The sequence below is a fragment of the Devosia sp. 63-57 genome (assembly GCF_001899045.1).
Taxonomy (GTDB): Bacteria; Pseudomonadota; Alphaproteobacteria; order Rhizobiales; family Devosiaceae; genus Devosia; species Devosia equisanguinis.
Genome location: NZ_MKUY01000005.1, coordinates 920,765 through 938,395, shown reverse-complemented (window position 1 = coordinate 938,395; position 17,631 = coordinate 920,765). Strand labels below are relative to the sequence as shown.

Below are 17,631 nucleotides of genomic sequence, written 5' to 3'. Positions count from 1 at the left end.
CCCCGCACAGTTCCGCCCTCGGGCCCGACCCGAGGGCCACCCGCCACCCGCCCCAAAACAAAAACCCCGGCACATGGCCGGGGCTCTTTCACATCAGGGCATCTATCGCCGCTCAGTAGCCGTCGGCATTGTTGCCGACCAGAATCTCGCGCTTGCCGGCGTGGTTGGGGCCGCTGATGACCCCTTCGCGTTCCATGCGCTCGATCAGTGTCGCGGCCTTGTTGTAGCCAATGGCCAGGCGCCGCTGCACATAGGAGGTTGAAGCCTTCTTGTCGGTCATGACGATATGGACCGCCTTGTCGTAAAGCTCATCCCCCGAGCCAGCATAGCTGTCGCCGCCGGCATCGCCGCCCATCTCGCCGCCCTCTTCGTCTTCCTCGGTGATATTGTCGAGATAGTCCGGAGAGCCCTGGCTCTTGAGGTGGGCCACGACCGACTCGACTTCGTTGTCGGAGACGAAAGCGCCATGCAGGCGTTTGGTGCGGCCGCCCGAGGCCATGTAGAGCATGTCGCCATTGCCGAGGAGCTGCTCGGCGCCCTGCTCGCCCAGAATGGTGCGCGAGTCGATTTTCGAGGTCACCATGAAGGAGATGCGGGTCGGGAAGTTGGCCTTGATGGTACCTGTGATCACGTCGACAGACGGGCGCTGCGTTGCGGTGACCATATGGATGCCGGCGGCACGGGCCATCTGGGCGAGGCGCTGGATGGCGCCTTCGATGTCCTTGCCGGCCACCATCATCAGGTCGGCCATTTCGTCGACGATGATGACGATATAGGGCAAGGGCTCGAGATCGAACTCTTCGCTTTCAAAGATCGCCTCGCCGGTTTCGCGGTCGAAGCCGGTCTGCACCGTGCGGGTAATGGTCTTGCCCTCGGCCGCAGCTTCGGACACGCGCTGGTTGAAGCCGTCGATGTTGCGCACACCGATCTTGCTCATCTTGCGATAGCGGTCTTCCATCTCGCGCACCGCCCATTTGAGCGCCACCACCGCCTTGTTGGGGTCGGTGACCACGGGGGTGAGCAGATGCGGGATGCCGTCATAGATCGACAATTCCAGCATTTTGGGATCGATCATGATCATCCGGCACTGCTCGGGCGTCATCTGGTAGAGCAGGCTGAGGATGAAGGTATTGATACCGACTGACTTGCCCGAGCCGGTGGTGCCGGCGATGAGCAGGTGCGGCATGCGCGCCAGATCGGCAATCACCGGCTCGCCGCCAATGGTCTTGCCCAGGCAGATCGGCAGCTTGCCCTTCATCTTCTCGAAGTCGGAGCTGGCCAGCATTTCGCGGAAGAACACGGTCTCGCGCACCTGGTTGGGCAATTCGATACCGATGGCATTGCGGCCCGGCACCACGGCGACGCGGGCGGAGATGGCGCTCATCGAGCGGGCGATATCGTCGGCCAGCGAAATGACCCTGGACGACTTGATGCCGGGGGCCGGTTCGAGTTCGAACAGGGTGACCACCGGGCCGGGACGCACATTGATGATGTCGCCCTTGACGCCGAAATCGCCCAGCACCTCCTCGAGGCGACGCGCCATGGCTTCGAGACGCTCTGGCGCGTGCTCGGGCGAGGGACCCTTGTGCTTGGGTTCGGCCAGGAGGCTGAGCGCCGGCAGCTCGAAACCATGCGGTTCATCCAGCAGCGAGCCCTGGGCTTCGCGGAACACGCGCTGGCCCTGGACCGGACGCGGAGCAGGTGCGGCCACGGCGACACGCGGCGCCGAATGATCGACCGGATGGAAGCGCGAATCGCCACGCATTGTCTGGGGCGGCGCAGGCATGTCGGGCACGAAGGGGATATCGTCCTCGGGCTCGTCGGGATAGTCGATTTCGGTGTCGTCGTAATTGGGCTGCGCCAGGATGCGCGCGGATGGTTCGAAACTGGGTTCGAAGCTCGGTTCGATCGCCGGCTCGACCGGAGCGTGAATGCGCCGCTGCGGCGCCGCCATGATCGGCTCGCGCGGAATGGACACTTCGGGCGTTAAGGTTTCGTTCATATCGCGGTCAGACTCGGCGCCGAACTGGGGTTCGGGCGCCTCGGCCTCGCGGCGGGTCTGATACTCGGCGCGGGCGCGGCGGAAGGCGGTGCGCAGCGAATAGCCCATATGCACCACCGCGCCGATAGCCACTTCCACCAGCGGATTGGGCTCGCGCTCGTCGGCGGCCTCTTCGGCTACGCCCTTGCGGCCATTGGCCTTTTTCGGCACGGCCCGCACGGCAGTACCCAGGCCCATGGCGATCCAGAACAGCGCCAGCGCCGGCGCGGCCAGAATGACGGCGAACAGTGTCGCGGTCACCGGCTGCGGATCGGCCCCGACGATCATGTTCGCCAAAGTCACGAATCCCATGCCGACGATTCCCCCCAAACCGGTCGGCAAGGGCCAGGTTTCGGGCATGGGGATAAACGAAAAAACCCCGCAAAACAAAAGACTTGCGCCGATCCAGGCCAGCGCGCGCAGCGGCATGCGTGTCGGCTGATAACGCCGCACCATGGCCCAGCCCCAAAGCGCCATCGGCACCACCATGACCAGCCCCGCCAGCCCCAGGAACTGGAAAACCAGGTCGGCAATTACCGCGCCGGGATAGCCCAGCCAGTTGGCCGCAACCTTGTCGGTGGCAAAGGACAACGACGGATCATCCACCGACCACGAGGCCATGGCCGCCAGCAAAATCGCCGAAAAGCCCAGCAAAATCAGTCCCGCAACGCGCAACGGGATGCGAATGGCGATCGCCGGTGGGGGCGTTGGCGCACTGGCTTTGCTGCTCGGAGCCCGGGCACGCGGGGGCACGGGGCGGACATCGTCTAGCGTCGGAACGGGATGGCTGGGCATGGGCACGCATACTCGTTGCCGGGTCCAGGAGGAGCGGACCCGATGTGCCGCCATGCTAATTGCCTGTGGTTAATCGCAGGCTAACCAATTCCATTTGCGGTTCATTTGCCAGTTTACCGGCAGTTGTCCGGGGTGTGCGGCCCATGCGATTTGCGAGTGGGAAGCCTCTGTGGCGGGCCAAGAGGACATGGGCCGCACGCCGCGGACAACGGGGAAGCGGCGCCGAAGCGCCACTTCCAGGATTGCATCAGTTATAGGCACGCTCGCCATGCGAGGAGAGGTCGAGGCCGTCGCTTTCGCCGGCTTCCGACACGCGCAGGCCACCGAACAGGGCCTTGACGATCAACAGCGCCACGAAGGTCACGACTGCCGACCAGACGATGGCAACGACGACGGCAAGGATCTGGGTGACCAGCTGGCCGCCCATGGCGTAACCCTCGGCACCGAAGCCGCCCAGGGCCGGATCGGCGACGATGGCGGTGCCGATGGCGCCGACAATGCCGCCAATGCCATGAATGCCGAACACGTCGAGGCTGTCGTCATATTTCAGCATCGGCTTGAGGCTGACCACGGCCCAGAGACAGACCAGGCTTGCTACGGCACCGAGCACGATGGCACCGAACGTACCCGCAAAACCTGCAGCCGGGGTGATGGCAACGAGGCCGGCGACGGCGCCGGAGAAGGCACCCAGGGCCGAGGCATGGCCACGGGTGATCTTTTCGCCCAGGGCCCAGGCCAGAGCCGCGGCAGCGGGAGCAGTGATGGTATTGAGAAAGGCCTGCGCAGCGACGCCGTTGGCGGCAAGGGCAGAACCAGCGTTAAAGCCGAACCAACCAACCCAGAGCAGGGAGGCGCCGATGAAGACGAAGACCAGGTTATGCGGCGCAATCGGCTCCTTCATGTAGCCAAGGCGCGGCCCGAGTACGATTGCGGCGACGAGAGCGGCAACACCCGAATTGATGTGCACGACGGTGCCGCCGGCAAAGTCGAGAGCGCCCATGTTGAAGAACAGGCCCGCACCCGACCAGACCATGTGGGCGATCGGCAGGTAGGAGAAGGTGAACCAGATGGCCAGGAACGCCATCACAGCGCCGAACTTCATGCGCTCAGCGATACCGCCGACGATGAGGGTGGCGGTGATGCAGGCGAAGGTCAGCTGGAACACCACGAAGACGAGTTCCGGAATGCTGCCGGAGACCGAGTCGGGCGTCGTGGCGCCGAGCATGAAATTGGAGAAGTCGCCAATAAAGGCCGAGAGGCCACCTTCGGTTGGGCCGGCAAAGGCCAGCGAGTAGCCATAAGTTACCCAGAGCAGCGCGATAAGGGCGAAACCGGCGAAGACCTGGGTCAGCACCGACAGGATATTCTTGGAGCGGACGAGGCCACCATAGAACAGGGCCAGGCCCGGAATAGTCATGAGGATGACGAGGATGGTCGAAACGATCATCCAGGCGGTGTCGCCGGTATCGATGGTTGCAACCTCAACCGCTTCGGCCGGCACCGCGTCCTGACCGAGAGCCGGCAGGGCCAGCAACAGGGAGGCCAGGGCGGCACTTCCCAATATCTTTGATGTCTTGCTTGACATGAGTGAGCTCCGAACAGAACGGGTTCTTAGAGGGCGGAAGCGCCGGTTTCGCCGGTGCGGATGCGGGTGACGGCCAGAAGATCGAGCACGAAGATCTTGCCATCGCCGATGCGGCCAGTCTGGGCGGCGTCGCGAATGGCGGTGCTCACGGCGTCGGCGAGCGCGTCATCGACAGCGATCTCCACCTTGAGCTTGGGCAGGAAATGCACCGCATATTCGGTGCCGCGATAAATCTCGGAATGGCCCTTCTGCCGGCCATACCCCTTCACTTCGGTGACGGTCATGCCGTGCACGTCGAGCGAATTGAGCGCCTGCCGGACTTCTTCGAGCCGGGACGGCTTGATGATGGCAACCACCAGTTTCATGTGACCCCCTTGGCGCCGACCTGGCGCGTGCTGGACTGCCCTCCTAGACTCAAGCCGCGTGCCAAATGCATACCCAGTAAAATACTCTTTATTTTCAGCATGTTAGAAAGACAGTGCAAAACCCGCCTCGCGATGACACAAAATTGAGCGCATTTTCTGTGCAGGCAGGGCCGTTCGTGGCTAAAAATTAATCAGCACTGTTGCGGGCGAGCATTCTGCGCGATTTTCGCGCAGCGTGGGCTGTGACTTGCCCTGGAGAGCGGCAGGCGAAGGATGGCCGCGCCGAAGCGCGACCATCCGTTGTGTCACTTGAACTCTGGATAGGCCTCGACGCCGACTTCCACCACGTCGAGCCCCAGATCCTCGTCTTCCTCGCTCGGGCGAAGGCCCATTGTGGCCTTGAGGATGAGCCACACCACCAGGCTGATGACGAAGACGAAGACGCCAACGGCAAAGATGGCGAGAAGCTGCACGCCGATATTGGCGTCGGGATTGGAGAGGACCACGGCGATAGTGCCCCAGATGCCGGCGAGCAGGTGCACAGGAATGGCACCCACCACATCATCGATCTTGAAGCGGTCGAGCAGCGGCACGGAGAAGACCACGATGGCGCCGCCGACGGCACCGATCAGCGAGGCCATGCCCAGCCCCGGCGTCAACGGCTCGGCGGTGACCGAGACCAGTCCGGCCAGGGCGCCATTGATCACGAAGGTCAAGTCGACCTTCTTGTACATCACGGCAGTCAGCACCGCCGCGGCAAGAGCGCCGCCAATGGCGCCGGCATTGGTATTGGCCATGACACGGCCGACATCGGCGATGTCGCCCACCGTGCCCATGGCCAACTGTGAGGCGCCGTTAAAGCCGTACCAGCCCATCCAGAGGATGAACATGCCGAGCACTGCCAGCGGCATGTTGGAGCCGGGAATGGCGCGGACAGTGCCATCCGGATTGTACTTGCCCTTGCGTGCGCCCAGGACGAGGGCGCCAGCCAGAGCCGCCCAGCCGCCGACCGAGTGAACGACGGTGGAGCCGGCAAAGTCGAGGAAGCCCATCTGGTCGAGGAAGCCACCGCCCCACTTCCATGATGCCTGGATGGGGTAGACGAGCGCAGTTAGCACCGCCACGAAGATCAGGAACGGCAGCAGCTTGATGCGTTCGGCCACGGTGCCCGAGACGATTGAGGCGGCAGTGGCGCAGAACATCACCTGGAAGAAGAAGTCCGAGCTGACCGTGGCATAGGTGAGGTCAGCGGCTTCGGCCGCAAGACCCACCGGCTCGAGAACGGCAATGCCGATAGCCCCGAACACACCATCGATCAGCCAGCCATCACCGGGATACATGATCATGTAGCCGATCAGATAGTAGGCAAAGCAGGCCAGCGAATACATGGTGATATTCTTGAGCAGCTGCATGGAGACATTCTTGGTCCGAACGAAGCCGGCTTCGAGCATGGCGAAGCCCGCCGCCATCCAGAACACCAAAATGCCGCCGAACAGCATCAGGAAGGAGTTGAGGATATATTGGGTCTGAACCGAGGCTTCGCCGCCCGCCGTGACCTCGACGACGGCTTCGACCGGCGCATCCTGACCCACGGCAGGCAGCGCCAGAAGCAGCGAGGTCAGCGCGATGCCGCCGGCGATCTTTAGGGGAGTGTTGAACCCTGTCATTGTGTTGTGTCTCCTGATGTCGGGGGCGTCAGAGCGCGGAAGCGCCGGTTTCGCCGGTGCGGATGCGGGTGACGGCGAGCAGGTCGAGGATGAAAATCTTGCCGTCTCCGATGCGGCCGGTCTGGGCAGCATCGCGAATGGCCGTGCCCACCGCGTCGGCGAGCGCATCGTCCACGGCAATTTCGACTTTCAACTTGGGCAGGAAATGCACCGCATATTCGGTGCCGCGATAGATTTCGGAATGGCCCTTCTGGCGGCCATAGCCCTTCACTTCAGTGACGGTCATGCCGTGCACGTCGAGTGAGTTGAGAGCCTGCCTCACCTCTTCGAGCCGTGATGGCTTGATGATTGCAACCACCAATTTCATGGATGCCCCTTTCTGTTCCTTGCGCTTTCAACAGCCACCAAGGACTCAAGAGGCGTGCCAAACTGGCTTGGCAGCACAAAAATTGCTGAAAACTAACGGCTTTTCCGGCGAGCACGGGACAAGAACGCATTGTGGCAAGTTCGTGGCTTCACAAGAATTGTGCAATAGATGTGCAGATTTTCGCACATGCCCACCGATTGATCATAAGGGCCGCGGCATTGCCGACACTTGCAGTCGGGATTGGCGAGGCAGACAATAGAGACCCAAGGAGCCGGCCATGAACGAGCACATTCAGCATCAATTCGACATCATCATCGTGGGTGGTGGGCCGGTGGGGCTGACGCTGGGCCTGGCGCTGGCGCAATCGGCTCCAGGCATTCGGCTGGCGCTGGTGGATCGGCGCCCGCTCAGCGTGCCGCGCGACAATCGAGCTTCGGCCATCGCCGCCGGAGTGCGCCGGATTTTCGAGGCATTGGGGGTATGGGACGACATGGCCAGCCAGTCGCAGGCCATGACCGCCATGCGCATCACCGATTCGGGGACTGGCGACATTGCGAGGCCAGTCTTTCTCAACTTCGAAGGCGATGTCGCTCCGGGCGAAGCCTTTGCCCATATGGTGCCCAATCAGGCGAGCGCCGCTGCACTGATGCGGGTGGCCGAACAGATCACGATCATCGCCCCTACGGAGATTGCCGACTGGTCCGCGAACAGCGTCCATGCACAACTGACATTGGCCGACGGCCGCATTTTGCGCGCACCGCTGATCGTCGCCGCCGACGGCGCGCAGTCAGCGCTGCGGCAGCGTGCCGGCATCGGCGTCATCCAGCACGACTATCGCCAGACTGGGCTGGTGGCGACCATTGCTCACGAACTGCCCCATGACGGCGTCGCCTATGAGCACTTCCGGCCCGCCGGTCCTTTTGCCAGCCTGCCCTTGCCCGGCAATCGCTCGTCCCTGGTTTGGACGGAAAGCCCGGAGGAGGCCACGCGCCTTCTGGCGCTCGCCAATGAGGCGCTGGCACTGGAAATCGAAGCGGCGATGGGCTCGACGCTCGGGCTCGTCAGCGTCGAGGACAAGCTCATGGGCTTCCCGCTGCGTCTGCAACTGGCTCACAGCTTCATCGGCCCGCGACTGGCACTTGTCGGCGACGCCGCCCATGTGGTGCACCCGATTGCCGGCCAAGGGCTCAATCTCGGCCTCAAGGACGTGGCGGCGCTGGCCGAGGTGGTGGTGGACGCCATGCGGCTGGGGCTCGATCATGGCGGCGAGGACGTGCTGGGGCGTTACCAGGCCTGGCGACGGCTCGACACCGCCTCGATGGCGCTGGTTACCGATGGCATGAACCGGCTGTTTTCCAACGACGTCGCCCCGATCCGGGCGCTGCGCGACTTCGGCCTGGGTCTGGTGGATCGGGCCGCACCGGTCAAGTCGGCTCTGATCCGGGCCGCTTCGGGGCTCGGCAATACCGGCCCCAAGCTGCTGAGCGGGCTGCCCCTTTAGGGAAATGATCAGTCGAGGTCTGGATGGTGCCGCATCGCTTGCAGCTCCTCCGGCTCGACATTGCGGGCCTCTTCAAGGCTGAGCAGGGGCACGCCCCGCGTGATCGGAAAGGCGAGGCGCGCCGCCATGGAAATGAGCTCGCCCCGATCCGCCGACAGCACCAGCCGCGTCTTGGTCAGCGGGCAGACCAGCATTTCCAGCGCCTTGGGATCGAGCCGGTGCCGCGGGTTGGTGTCCGGCTCGACCATCAGTTGAGCGGCGCGGCGGTGCCGCCGCCCTTGGCCATTTCGTACTCGGTCATGGCGATCAGGGTTTCGGCGCGCTCATTGAGCGTCTGGGCTTCAAGCAGCACCTGCTTCTCGGCCGCACCATAGGGTGAAACCATGCAGCAGAAATTGACGAGATCGGCCGTGCCGGTGCGCTCGATTTCTTCCCAGTTGAGATCGACATTGGCGAACTCGGCATAGTCGCGCATCATCCGCACGAAGCGCACACGATCCACCTGATCCTCGCCATGGCTGCGCTCGAAATCGGCGGCAAAGCCGTCGCCGGAGATCTCGAACATGCGATAGGGCCGCTCGGTCGTCACCTCGCGCAGCGCGCGGAACCGGCACACACCCTCGAGAATGATGAAGTAGCGGCCATCGCCGTTTTCCTCGAAATGGGTGATGCGGCCCAGGCAACCCACCCTCTGCAGCGGCGCCTGCCCCTTGGGGCTTTCCTCGCTCGGGTCTTCGGGCTGAATCAGCCCGATCAACCGGTCCGCCCGCAGGGCATCGTCCACCATATCTATGTAGCGCTGCTCAAAGACATTGAGCGGGCGATGTGAGAAGGGCAGCAACAAGGCCCCGCTCAAGGGAAAGACCGGGACAGCACCGGGCAGATCTGCAGGCGCGGCAGGACGCTTGGGCATAGGCGCCGCCTCAGGAAAACAGAGCTGCGGACAAAAGCCGGCGCCCCTTGAGCGTTGCCGGTTCCTTCGGACCCCAGGCCTCGAAGAATTCGAGGAGCTTTTTGCGGGCACCATCCTCGTTCCAGGTCCGATCGCGCTTGAAAATGGCAATCAAAGCCTCGGCCGCCTCCAGACGCTTGCCCTCTGCATTGAGCACCACGGCAAGATCGAAACGCGCCTGCAGATTGTCGGGATCGGCGGATATGGCCGCCTCGAGTGTTGCCGCTTCGGAGAGGCCCGAGGCTTCTTCGCGCAGGCGGATCGAATTGATGAGTGCGCTATAGTCTTCGCCGTTGCGCTGGTCTTCGGCCAGCATGTCGAGCGTCGCCTTGGCCTGCTCGACTTCATCGGCAGACAGATAGATGCCGGCAAGACCGATCAGGGCTTCGGCATTGTCGGGGGCATGCTGGAGAATCATGCCAAATATCTGCGCGCCCTGCCCAAGATCACCAGCGGCAACCGCAGCTTTGGCCGCTTCAAGGGCGGCCGAGATCTGGGCTTCGAGCGAATCGGGAGCCGGACCCGATTCCGGACCGGCGGCGATGACGCGCTCGGCAAAGCGGCGCACTTCGCCCTCAGGCATGGCCCCCATGAAGCCGTCGATCGGCCGCCCGCCGGCAAAGGCGAACACTGCGGGGATGGATTGCACGCCGAGCTGCCCGGCCACCATCGGGTGCTCGTCGATATTGATTTTCACCAGGCGGATCTTGCCGGCCTTCTCGGCGATCACCTTTTCGAGCGCAGGAGTCAGCTGCCGGCAAGGGCCGCACCAGGGCGCCCAGAAATCGACCAGAACCGGCACCTCGCGAGAGGCATCGATGACGTCGGCCTTGAACGCTGCATCGCTCGATTCGCGAACAAGATCAGCGGTGGCCGGCGCAGCAGTGGGGGCACCATCAAAAGAAAGGGTCATGGATTTCAGCTCTTTGGCTCAGCGATACAGCAGCGTTCCCGGCCTTTTTGCACAGGCCGGGACCCTTGTGGCAAGTCCCGTTTCCCACAGGCTACGCACAAGTTCATCGAACTGCAAAATAGTGGGTTGCAATCGGTCATGTCATTGGGCATATAGGCGCTCGTCGACGCGCTGCAAGGCGCCGGCGACACGGAGCGCGGGTGTAGCTCAGGGGTAGAGCATAACCTTGCCAAGGTTAGGGTCGTGGGTTCGAATCCCATCGCCCGCTCCAATTTCCCGGAAGGGAAAAGCAGAAAAGCGGTCCTTCGGGCCGCTTTTGCTTTTTCAGGCTTTTGCTTTCGCGGTCGTGCCGCCCCCATTGGGGCGGCGGGCAGGCCAGATGCACTGGCCCGCCCGCTGGATGGATCAATAGGCGTAGTGAACCTGGCTCTTGCTCAGGCTGGGCTTTTCGATTTCATCGACGATCGCCAGCGCGAAATCTTCACCGCTGATGGCCGACTTGCCAGCGGAGTCGAACAAAGCGACATCCTTGCCGACGCGATAGGTGCCGAGCGCTTCGCCGGGAGCATAGGCGCCGAATTCGCCACCCGGGCTGACGAACAGCCAGTCGGCCGTCGTGGCACCGGCCTCGAGCTGTTCGAGAATCGCATTCATTTCCTTGGCCTCGGCGGCATAGGCTTCCGGAATGCCATCGCCTTCAGCAAAGCGGGGCGCGTCCGGCGCCGGGCGCGTGGAGCTGAAGCCGCCCACGGCGATAAAGCGTGCGCCGGCAGCAGCAGACTGATCGGCCAGCTGCAGGTAGATCGGCCCGAGCGTGCCAGCACTGTCACCGCGCGGCGACAGCGTTGCGACCACCACGTCGGCGACCTTGATGGCGTTGGCAGCCTGATCGGCGGGGGCGGAAACATAGCGGACCCCCTCAATGGGGGCTGCGGGCTTGTTGCGGCTGACCACGGTCACTTCATGGCCGCGCGACTGGGCCTGGCGGGCGATAGCGGCCCCAGCGTAGCCGGTGCCACCAAATACGGTAATCTTTGCCATGTCGTTCTCCTGTCCAGTTGGCGAGATGTCACGACACATAATCGCGCCGCTCACTATTGGTAAGGAGGCACCTTTTGGTGAGTGCTATCGGCAGCCTGTGGCAGCGACATAGACAAGATAGACCGAGCTGGTGGCCGTGATGAACAGCCGGTTCCGACGCGGGCCGCCAAAGGTGAGGTTTGAGACGCGCTGCGGAACCCTGATCTTGCCGAGCAATTCGCCCTGCGGCGAAAATACATGCACGCCATCTCCGGCGCTCGACCAGACATTGCCATTGGTGTCGCAACGAATGCCGTCCGGGATGCCGCTGTCGAGGGTGCAGAAGACGCTGCCGCCCGAGACCGTGTCGCCATGGACATCGAAGACGCGGATCACGGAAGGCACCGTGGCGTCATGACTGCCGCCGCTCTCGGCGACATAGAGACGGCTTTCATCGGGCGAAAAACACAGACCATTCGGCTGGGTGAAGTCACTGATCACGGCGCTTAACTGGCCGCTCTGCGGATCAAGGCGGAACACATTGCGCGCCGCTTGCTCCGGCTCGGCACGAAAACCCTCATAGTCCGACAGAATCCCGTAGGTGGGGTCGGAGAACCACACCGAGCCATCGGATTTGACCACGACGTCATTGGGGGAATTGAGGCTTTTGCCCTCGAAGCTGTCGGCCAAGACGGTGACCGACCCGTCCGGCTCGGTGCGGGTCACGCGGCGCGTGCCATGTTCGCAGGATACCAGCCGACCCTGCCGATCCCTCGTATGACCATTGGCGAAATTCGAGGGCTCGCGGAAGGCACTGACCCCCTGCCCCGGGACCCAGCGCAGGATGCGCTCGTTGGGGATGTCGGAAAAAAGCAGGAGATTATGTTCGGCGAACCAGACGGGCCCTTCGGTCCAGCGACAATTGTCAGCGATTTCCTCAAGGCCCGCCGATGTGACCACGCAATCGAGAAAACGGGGGTCACGGATGTCGTAGAGATGCTCGGCCATAGCCCAGGCTCCTGAAATTGGCGACGCGTCAAAGCTATTGAGCATTGAAATCCCGCCAAAGCAAAGGTGCGGCGGACCAAGACAGGCAATCGATTGCGGACGACGCGAACCAATTGCTGCAAAGCGCAAGCAATCCTGGGTCAGGATAGTAACCCAATATTGACGAAGCCGGCCGGTCATGCGGGCGTGTCAACTTCCCATAAACAAGTCCAACCCAGATTTGAGCGAGGCGCGCCCAGCTTTAACACGATCTCAGCGCCGAAAACTGCCGATCTCGCTGCGAAAATGAGGTCGCAAACTCTCAGAAGAGGCGAGAAAAGCGATGTTTGGCAGAAAAATCTCAATCCAGACCGCGCTTATACTGATCATCATCAGCGTGTTTCTACCCATTTTGGGCGTCATTGGCATGGCGATCCTCAATGCCGCAGCGTCATACCGCGAGGCGTCGACCCAGCAATTGCTGGAAACCGCGCAAGTGGTCTCGCAGGCGGTGGACAGCGAACTCGATGCCACGGCGCGGCTGATGCACGGCGTTGCCGAACTGCGCCGCCTCGAGATCGCGCAGAACCAGACCGCTGGCGACGGCGCGGCCCTGCTTGGTGGCAGTTTCGCGCTCGTCACCGTGCAAGAGGGTCAGGCTGTCGCCGCAGGTCCAGGTGAGATTGGCACTATTGCGCTGGAAGCGGCGCGAAGCGGTCAACCCAGCCTTTCCAACATCATCGCGCAGGGGCTTGATGGCGACGAAGGTCCCCATTTGGTGCTTGCCGTGCCGCACAGCTCCGGCGAAGGCCGCGAGGAGATTGCCGTATTGGTGGCGTCGCCCGCCGAATTGATCAGGTCTCTGGCCCGGACCGCCCATACGAGTGGCAATGCAATACTGGCCATTACCGATGGCAGCGGCCGGATCATCGGTCGGTCGGTGGATGGCGAGCGGTTCGTCGGCCGGCCGGTGCCGGACTGGGAAACGCTGCGCGCCCTGGACACCGACAGGGGCTGGTTCCGGGCAACGACCATCGAGGGCAATCAGATCGTCTTCGCCTTCAGCGCAATTCCCGGCACGCCGGGCTGGATGGCGGTGGTGGGGGAACCGGCCGCCAGCTTCGATGCCCGCTGGCAGGGCCCGATCATGACCATGGTCATCGCCTCGGCCATTACCGTGCTCCTGGCAATCGTCATGGCGATCCTGCTGGCGCGTCAGGTGCTGCGCCCCATCAGTGGCCTCGTCAAACGCGCCCAGGCCATCGTGGCCGACGACTCCGCCAATCCCGGACGGCCCGACATTGCCGTGCCACCTTCTTTCGTCAGCGAATTCGAGACCTTGCGCACCAGCCTCGATCACGCCGATGCGGTGTTGCATCGCAGCCTTGATGAAAGTCGCGCCGCCGAACACGCTGCCCTGCAGAGTGCCCAGGCAATGCGTGAAGCCGAGCGACTGGCTCGTATCGGCAGCTGGACGCTTGATCTGGCGACCCACGAATTCGTCTGCTCGGACATGCTCTATGAGCTCAATGGTGCCGATCCCGATGGTCCCCCTCTTACGGTGGCCGATCTCCAGGGGTTCATGACGCGCGACAGCCTGCGCGACATGCAGCGCGCCATGGATCGCTGCATTGCCACGGGCGAACCCTATGGCATCGAGGTGGAGCACTTGCGCAAGGACGGGCGCCACTTCCAGGCGTTCATCCAAGGGCAGCGCATTTGCGATGAGCATGGCAAGGCCATCAAGCTGAGCGGCACGGTGCAGGACGTCAGTGAACGCAACGAGGAGCGCAAGCGATTGGCGGCCCTGGCCGACAACCTGCCCAGCGGCGTCATCTTCCGGCTCGAGGGCGGCAGCGGCACCGCGATGCACGCCAGCTATGTGAGTGCCGGCATCGAAGATCTGGTTGGCCTGTCTCCTGCTGAAATAGTGGACGATCTCGCGCGCTTCGTGGCCCTGGTCGATCCGGAGGACCAGCCGGGCCTCGACACGCTGTTCGACTCCAGCCTGCAGCCTGGCCAGGTGTTCGATCACGCCGTACGCGTCAACACCGGCCCACGCGGCACCATCTGGATGCATATTCGCGCCGCGCTGCGCCTGCAGGCCAATGGCAGCTTCGTCTGGGACGGTATCGCTCGGGACATCACCAGCGAGCGTGAAGTCGCCGATGCGCTGCGTGCGGCCAAGGACGCTGCGGAAGCCGCAGAGAGTGCCAAGAGCGATTTCCTCGCCACCATGAGCCATGAAATCCGCACGCCGATGAACACGGTAATCGGCATGACGCGACTGGCGCTGCAGACCGACCTCGACGCCCGGCAACGCAACTATCTCGAGAAAATCAACGGCTCGGCCACGGCGCTGCTCGGGATCATCAACGACATTCTGGACTTCTCGAAGATCGAAGCGGGCGGGATGACACTGGAAGGCGCAGTGTTTTCACTGGAATCGGTGCTCGAAGGCGTTTCGGCCGTGACCGCCTTGCGCGCCGAGGAGAAGGGGCTGGAGCTGGCTTTCGCCGTCGACCCGTCCATACCCTCACACCTGCAGGGGGATGCGCTAAGACTCGGCCAGGTGCTGACCAATCTGGTCAGCAATGCGGTCAAGTTCACCGACCAGGGCGAAATCGTCGTCTCCGTGCGCCCTGCCGGCATAATGACAGGCGACGCCATCCGACTGGAATTTTCGGTCAAGGACACCGGCATCGGACTGACCGAGCACGAAATGGCCGGACTTTTCCGTCCGTTTACCCAGGCGGCCAGCGACACCTCGCGCCGCTATGGCGGCACCGGGCTGGGGCTGGCCATCTGCCGCCGCCTGGTCGAAATGATGGATGGGGAAATCGGTGTTCAGAGCGAGCCGGGCCTCGGCAGCACGTTTAGCTTCAACGCGCGCTTCGAGCGGGTGCGCGATGCCGAAATCCCGGCGGTGGCCATCAAGACCTCGGGCCAGATTCGCGGAAGGCGGGCGCTGATCGTCGATGACAATCAGAGCGCGCGCGAAGCCTTGGCCGAAATGGTGGGCGGCTTTGGCATGTCGGTGGAGACGGTGGCCTCCGGCAAGAAGGCGATCGCCCTGTTGCGCGAGCAGGCCGCCTTGGGCACCCCTTTCGACATCGTGTTGCTGGATTGGCGCATGCCGGAGCAGGACGGTCTTGAAACCGCACGTCTCATTCGCGCCGACCAGGGCCTCCCCGATATGCCGGCGGTGCTGATGGTCACCGCTTATGGTCATGAAGTGGTGATGCAGGCGGTCGATGAAATCGGGCTGCAGGGGGTATTGCTGAAGCCGGTGACTCAGTCGCTGATGTTCAACACTATTCTGGGCGCTCTGGCGCCGGCCAAAGGCACGCTCGAGGATGGGGCTGCCCGATCGCGGACGCCGGCCAATAGCGGGTCGGACCTGGCGGCGCTGGCCGGACGGCGGGTGCTGGTGGTGGATGACAATGCGCTCAACCGCGAAGTGGCTACCGATTTCCTCGAACTGGTTGGCGTCAAGGTGGAGACGGCCGTCAACGGCGCCGATGCTCTCGCCAAGATCGCGGCGCAGCGTTTCGACGTGGTGCTGATGGACATGCACATGCCGGTGATGAATGGGCTCGATGCGGTACGCGAAATTCGCAAGCGCCCCGAATGGGCCAACCTTCCGGTCGTCGCGCTGACGGCCCAGGCGCGGGTCGAGGACCATCGCGCCAGTATCGAAGCCGGCATGACGGCCCATCTGACCAAGCCGATCGACGAAAAGGCGCTTTATGGCACCTTGATGGAGGTGCTCGGCCTTTCAGGGGCTGATGGTGCTGGCCACGAGGCCGCACCGGATAATTCGAATGAGGAGGTCGACCTCGTGGCCATTCGCAGCCGGTTTGGCGGCGATGACAAGCGCACCGAGCGGGTGATGCGCGGTTTCCTGCGCGACTTTTCGGCCGCGCCGACGCAGCTGGAGAGCCTGCTGGCAACCCAAGATTGGGAGGGCCTCGCTGAGCTCGTGCACCAGATCAAGGGTGGGGCAGGCTATGTCGCCTCCGCGGGGCTGGTCGACAGTGCCGAAGCGCTGGAGCGCGCGGCACGGCGCCATGACATGGCGAGCGTTTTGCCGCTGGCGGCCCCATTCATCGCCAACCTGCGCAAAAGTCTCGCCGCGCTCGAAAACGCCCTTGCCGCAGTCGCGACGCCCACCGCAACGCCCGGCACGGCGTTTGACAGCCTTGCGGCGCTGGATCTGGTCGAGCGGGCCCTGCCGCTGGTGCAGAAGGGCGAATTCGCCGCCAACGCCTTGCTCGAACAGCTTAGCCGCACTTTGAGTGCCAACGCTCTTCAGGCCGACAGCGTCCATATCCAGGACCTGTTCGACGAGCTCGAAATCGAGGCGGCGGTATCGGCCTTGCGCGCATTGCGCGCGCAGCTTGCAGAATCGGCGCCGGAAAGGGAGGCAGCCCGATGAGCCCGCAACCCACGGTCCTGATCGTTGATGATGACCGGCTCAACCGCGCGCTATTGGCCGAATTGCTCAAGGACGATTGCCGACTGCTGCTGGCCAAGGACGGTTTGTCGGGCCTCGACATCGCCCAGCGCGAGGATGTGAGCCTCATCCTGCTGGACGTGTCCATGCCCGGCATGGATGGCTACGAGGTCATGCGCCGCCTGCGCGCCAATCCCGAGACTGCCGATATCGGCGTCATCTTCATCACCGGCATGGCCGAGGAAGAGGACGAGGAAAAGGGTTTGATGCTGGGCGCGGCCGATTATGTGCAAAAGCCGATCCGCCCGGCTATCGTCAAGGCGCGGGTCAAGGTCCATCTCAAGCTCGCGGCGCAACGCCGGGAATTGGAGCGGCTGTCCCTTCAGGACGGGCTGACCGGCATCGCCAATCGCCGCTATTTCGACGACGCCTTCGAGCGCTGCCTGCGACGCGCCGCCCGGCAAGGCGAAGCCCTGGGCGTGGCCATTTTCGATGTCGACCACTTCAAGCAGTACAACGACTTTTACGGCCACGGCGCCGGCGATGAGGCGCTGCGTCAGGTCGCGGCGGTGTTCAGCCACTTCACCCGCAGACCGGGCGATGTGGCCGCACGCTATGGCGGCGAAGAATTTGTGCTGCTGATGCCCCAGGCGAGCAATTTCGCCGATATTGCCGAGGAGTTGCGCCAGGCCATCGTCGCGCGGAGCATCGCCCATGCACGCTCGCCGACATCAGCCGTCCTGACGCTCAGCGGCGGCGGCGTTATTGTCACCCAGTTGCAGGGACTGACCACGACGCAATTGCTCGCCCAGGCCGACACCTTGCTCTACCGCTCCAAAAACGAGGGGCGAAACCGGGTCTCTATCGACAATTTTTCCGCCTAGGGCGGCCTTGTCCTGCCGAAAACGGCCGAAAGCGGGATTTATATTCGCTCATTGTAATATGTCCGGTTTGGTGGCAGGACAGTCGCGGTCTTGTGACC

General features: G+C 63.3%; 13 protein-coding genes and 1 tRNA gene. 4 read left to right on the top strand and 10 right to left on the bottom strand.

Annotated features, from left to right (window positions below; all coding sequences use genetic code 11):
- Positions 1-112 precede the first annotated feature (112 nt).
- From BGO80_RS12795 to BGO80_RS12775, 5 genes are all read right to left on the bottom strand, one after another.
- Entirely contained in the window at positions 113-2,836 is a 2,724-nt protein-coding gene (locus tag BGO80_RS12795) for a DNA translocase FtsK (protein WP_286721784.1), read from the bottom strand.
- Between the two features lie 247 nt (positions 2,837-3,083).
- A complete protein-coding gene (locus tag BGO80_RS12790; RefSeq protein ID WP_286721783.1) occupies positions 3,084-4,421 on the bottom strand; it encodes an ammonium transporter in 1,338 nt (445 codons plus the stop codon).
- Between the two features lie 26 nt (positions 4,422-4,447).
- Complete coding sequence (locus BGO80_RS12785; protein ID WP_126149368.1) at positions 4,448-4,786, bottom strand: P-II family nitrogen regulator; 339 nt, start codon at positions 4,784-4,786, stop codon at positions 4,448-4,450.
- A gap of 305 nt (positions 4,787-5,091) precedes the next feature.
- A complete protein-coding gene (locus BGO80_RS12780) occupies positions 5,092-6,453 on the bottom strand; it encodes an ammonium transporter AmtB (protein WP_286721782.1) in 1,362 nt (453 codons plus the stop codon).
- 28 nt (positions 6,454-6,481) lie between these two features.
- Positions 6,482-6,820, bottom strand: a complete 339-nt coding sequence (locus BGO80_RS12775; protein WP_126149370.1) for a P-II family nitrogen regulator — start codon at positions 6,818-6,820, stop codon at positions 6,482-6,484.
- 277 nt (positions 6,821-7,097) lie between these two features.
- Here BGO80_RS12775 and BGO80_RS12770 point away from each other — a divergent pair, with 277 nt between their 5' ends.
- Positions 7,098-8,321, top strand: coding sequence for an FAD-dependent monooxygenase (locus BGO80_RS12770; protein ID WP_286721781.1), 1,224 nt, complete (start codon positions 7,098-7,100; stop codon positions 8,319-8,321).
- A gap of 8 nt (positions 8,322-8,329) precedes the next feature.
- On the opposite strand, the gene BGO80_RS12765 is transcribed toward BGO80_RS12770, so the two are convergent.
- From BGO80_RS12765 to BGO80_RS12755, 3 genes are read right to left on the bottom strand one after another with little or no spacing between them, the layout of a single operon-like run.
- Entirely contained in the window at positions 8,330-8,569 is a 240-nt protein-coding gene (locus BGO80_RS12765; protein WP_126149372.1) for a Trm112 family protein, read from the bottom strand.
- On the bottom strand, positions 8,569-9,234 hold the full coding sequence (locus BGO80_RS12760; RefSeq protein ID WP_286721780.1) for an LON peptidase substrate-binding domain-containing protein: 666 nt from the start codon (positions 9,232-9,234) through the stop codon (positions 8,569-8,571). Before BGO80_RS12760 ends, BGO80_RS12765 begins: the two co-directional genes overlap by 1 nt.
- 10 nt (positions 9,235-9,244) lie before the next feature.
- Entirely contained in the window at positions 9,245-10,186 is a 942-nt protein-coding gene (locus BGO80_RS12755) for a thioredoxin family protein (RefSeq protein WP_286721779.1), read from the bottom strand.
- Positions 10,187-10,382: 196 nt separating this feature from the next.
- On the opposite strand from BGO80_RS12755, the gene BGO80_RS12750 reads away from it, so the two are divergent.
- Positions 10,383-10,457 (top strand) — tRNA-Gly (locus BGO80_RS12750).
- 134 nt (positions 10,458-10,591) lie between these two features.
- Here BGO80_RS12750 and BGO80_RS12745 read toward each other — a convergent pair.
- Complete coding sequence (locus BGO80_RS12745) at positions 10,592-11,227, bottom strand: NAD(P)-dependent oxidoreductase (protein WP_286721778.1); 636 nt, start codon at positions 11,225-11,227, stop codon at positions 10,592-10,594.
- Positions 11,228-11,311: 84 nt separating this feature from the next.
- Positions 11,312-12,214, bottom strand: a complete 903-nt coding sequence (locus tag BGO80_RS12740; RefSeq protein WP_286721777.1) for an SMP-30/gluconolactonase/LRE family protein — start codon at positions 12,212-12,214, stop codon at positions 11,312-11,314.
- A gap of 322 nt (positions 12,215-12,536) precedes the next feature.
- On the opposite strand from BGO80_RS12740, the gene BGO80_RS12735 reads away from it, so the two are divergent.
- Positions 12,537-16,631 carry a response regulator gene (locus tag BGO80_RS12735; protein ID WP_286721776.1) on the top strand — a complete coding sequence of 1,365 codons (4,095 nt, stop codon included), beginning with the start codon at positions 12,537-12,539 and terminating at the stop codon, positions 16,629-16,631.
- A complete protein-coding gene (locus BGO80_RS12730; RefSeq protein WP_286721775.1) occupies positions 16,628-17,533 on the top strand; it encodes a diguanylate cyclase domain-containing protein in 906 nt (301 codons plus the stop codon). Before BGO80_RS12735 ends, BGO80_RS12730 begins: the two co-directional genes overlap by 4 nt.
- Positions 17,534-17,631: the final 98 nt, after the last annotated feature.

Excerpts from the sequence above, each read along its gene's own strand:
- BGO80_RS12795 (WP_286721784.1), bottom strand. The coding sequence starts at position 2,836 with ATGCCCAGCCATCCCGTTCCGACGCTAGACGATGTCCGCCCCGTGCCC.
- BGO80_RS12790 (WP_286721783.1), bottom strand. The coding sequence starts at position 4,421 with ATGTCAAGCAAGACATCAAAGATATTGGGAAGTGCCGCCCTGGCCTCC.
- BGO80_RS12785 (WP_126149368.1), bottom strand. The coding sequence starts at position 4,786 with ATGAAACTGGTGGTTGCCATCATCAAGCCGTCCCGGCTCGAAGAAGTC.
- BGO80_RS12780 (WP_286721782.1), bottom strand. The coding sequence starts at position 6,453 with ATGACAGGGTTCAACACTCCCCTAAAGATCGCCGGCGGCATCGCGCTG.
- BGO80_RS12775 (WP_126149370.1), bottom strand. The coding sequence starts at position 6,820 with ATGAAATTGGTGGTTGCAATCATCAAGCCATCACGGCTCGAAGAGGTG.
- BGO80_RS12770 (WP_286721781.1), top strand. The coding sequence starts at position 7,098 with ATGAACGAGCACATTCAGCATCAATTCGACATCATCATCGTGGGTGGT.
- BGO80_RS12765 (WP_126149372.1), bottom strand. The coding sequence starts at position 8,569 with ATGGTCGAGCCGGACACCAACCCGCGGCACCGGCTCGATCCCAAGGCG.
- BGO80_RS12760 (WP_286721780.1), bottom strand. The coding sequence starts at position 9,234 with ATGCCCAAGCGTCCTGCCGCGCCTGCAGATCTGCCCGGTGCTGTCCCG.
- BGO80_RS12755 (WP_286721779.1), bottom strand. The coding sequence starts at position 10,186 with ATGACCCTTTCTTTTGATGGTGCCCCCACTGCTGCGCCGGCCACCGCT.
- BGO80_RS12745 (WP_286721778.1), bottom strand. The coding sequence starts at position 11,227 with ATGGCAAAGATTACCGTATTTGGTGGCACCGGCTACGCTGGGGCCGCT.
- BGO80_RS12740 (WP_286721777.1), bottom strand. The coding sequence starts at position 12,214 with ATGGCCGAGCATCTCTACGACATCCGTGACCCCCGTTTTCTCGATTGC.
- BGO80_RS12735 (WP_286721776.1), top strand. The coding sequence starts at position 12,537 with ATGTTTGGCAGAAAAATCTCAATCCAGACCGCGCTTATACTGATCATC.
- BGO80_RS12730 (WP_286721775.1), top strand. The coding sequence starts at position 16,628 with ATGAGCCCGCAACCCACGGTCCTGATCGTTGATGATGACCGGCTCAAC.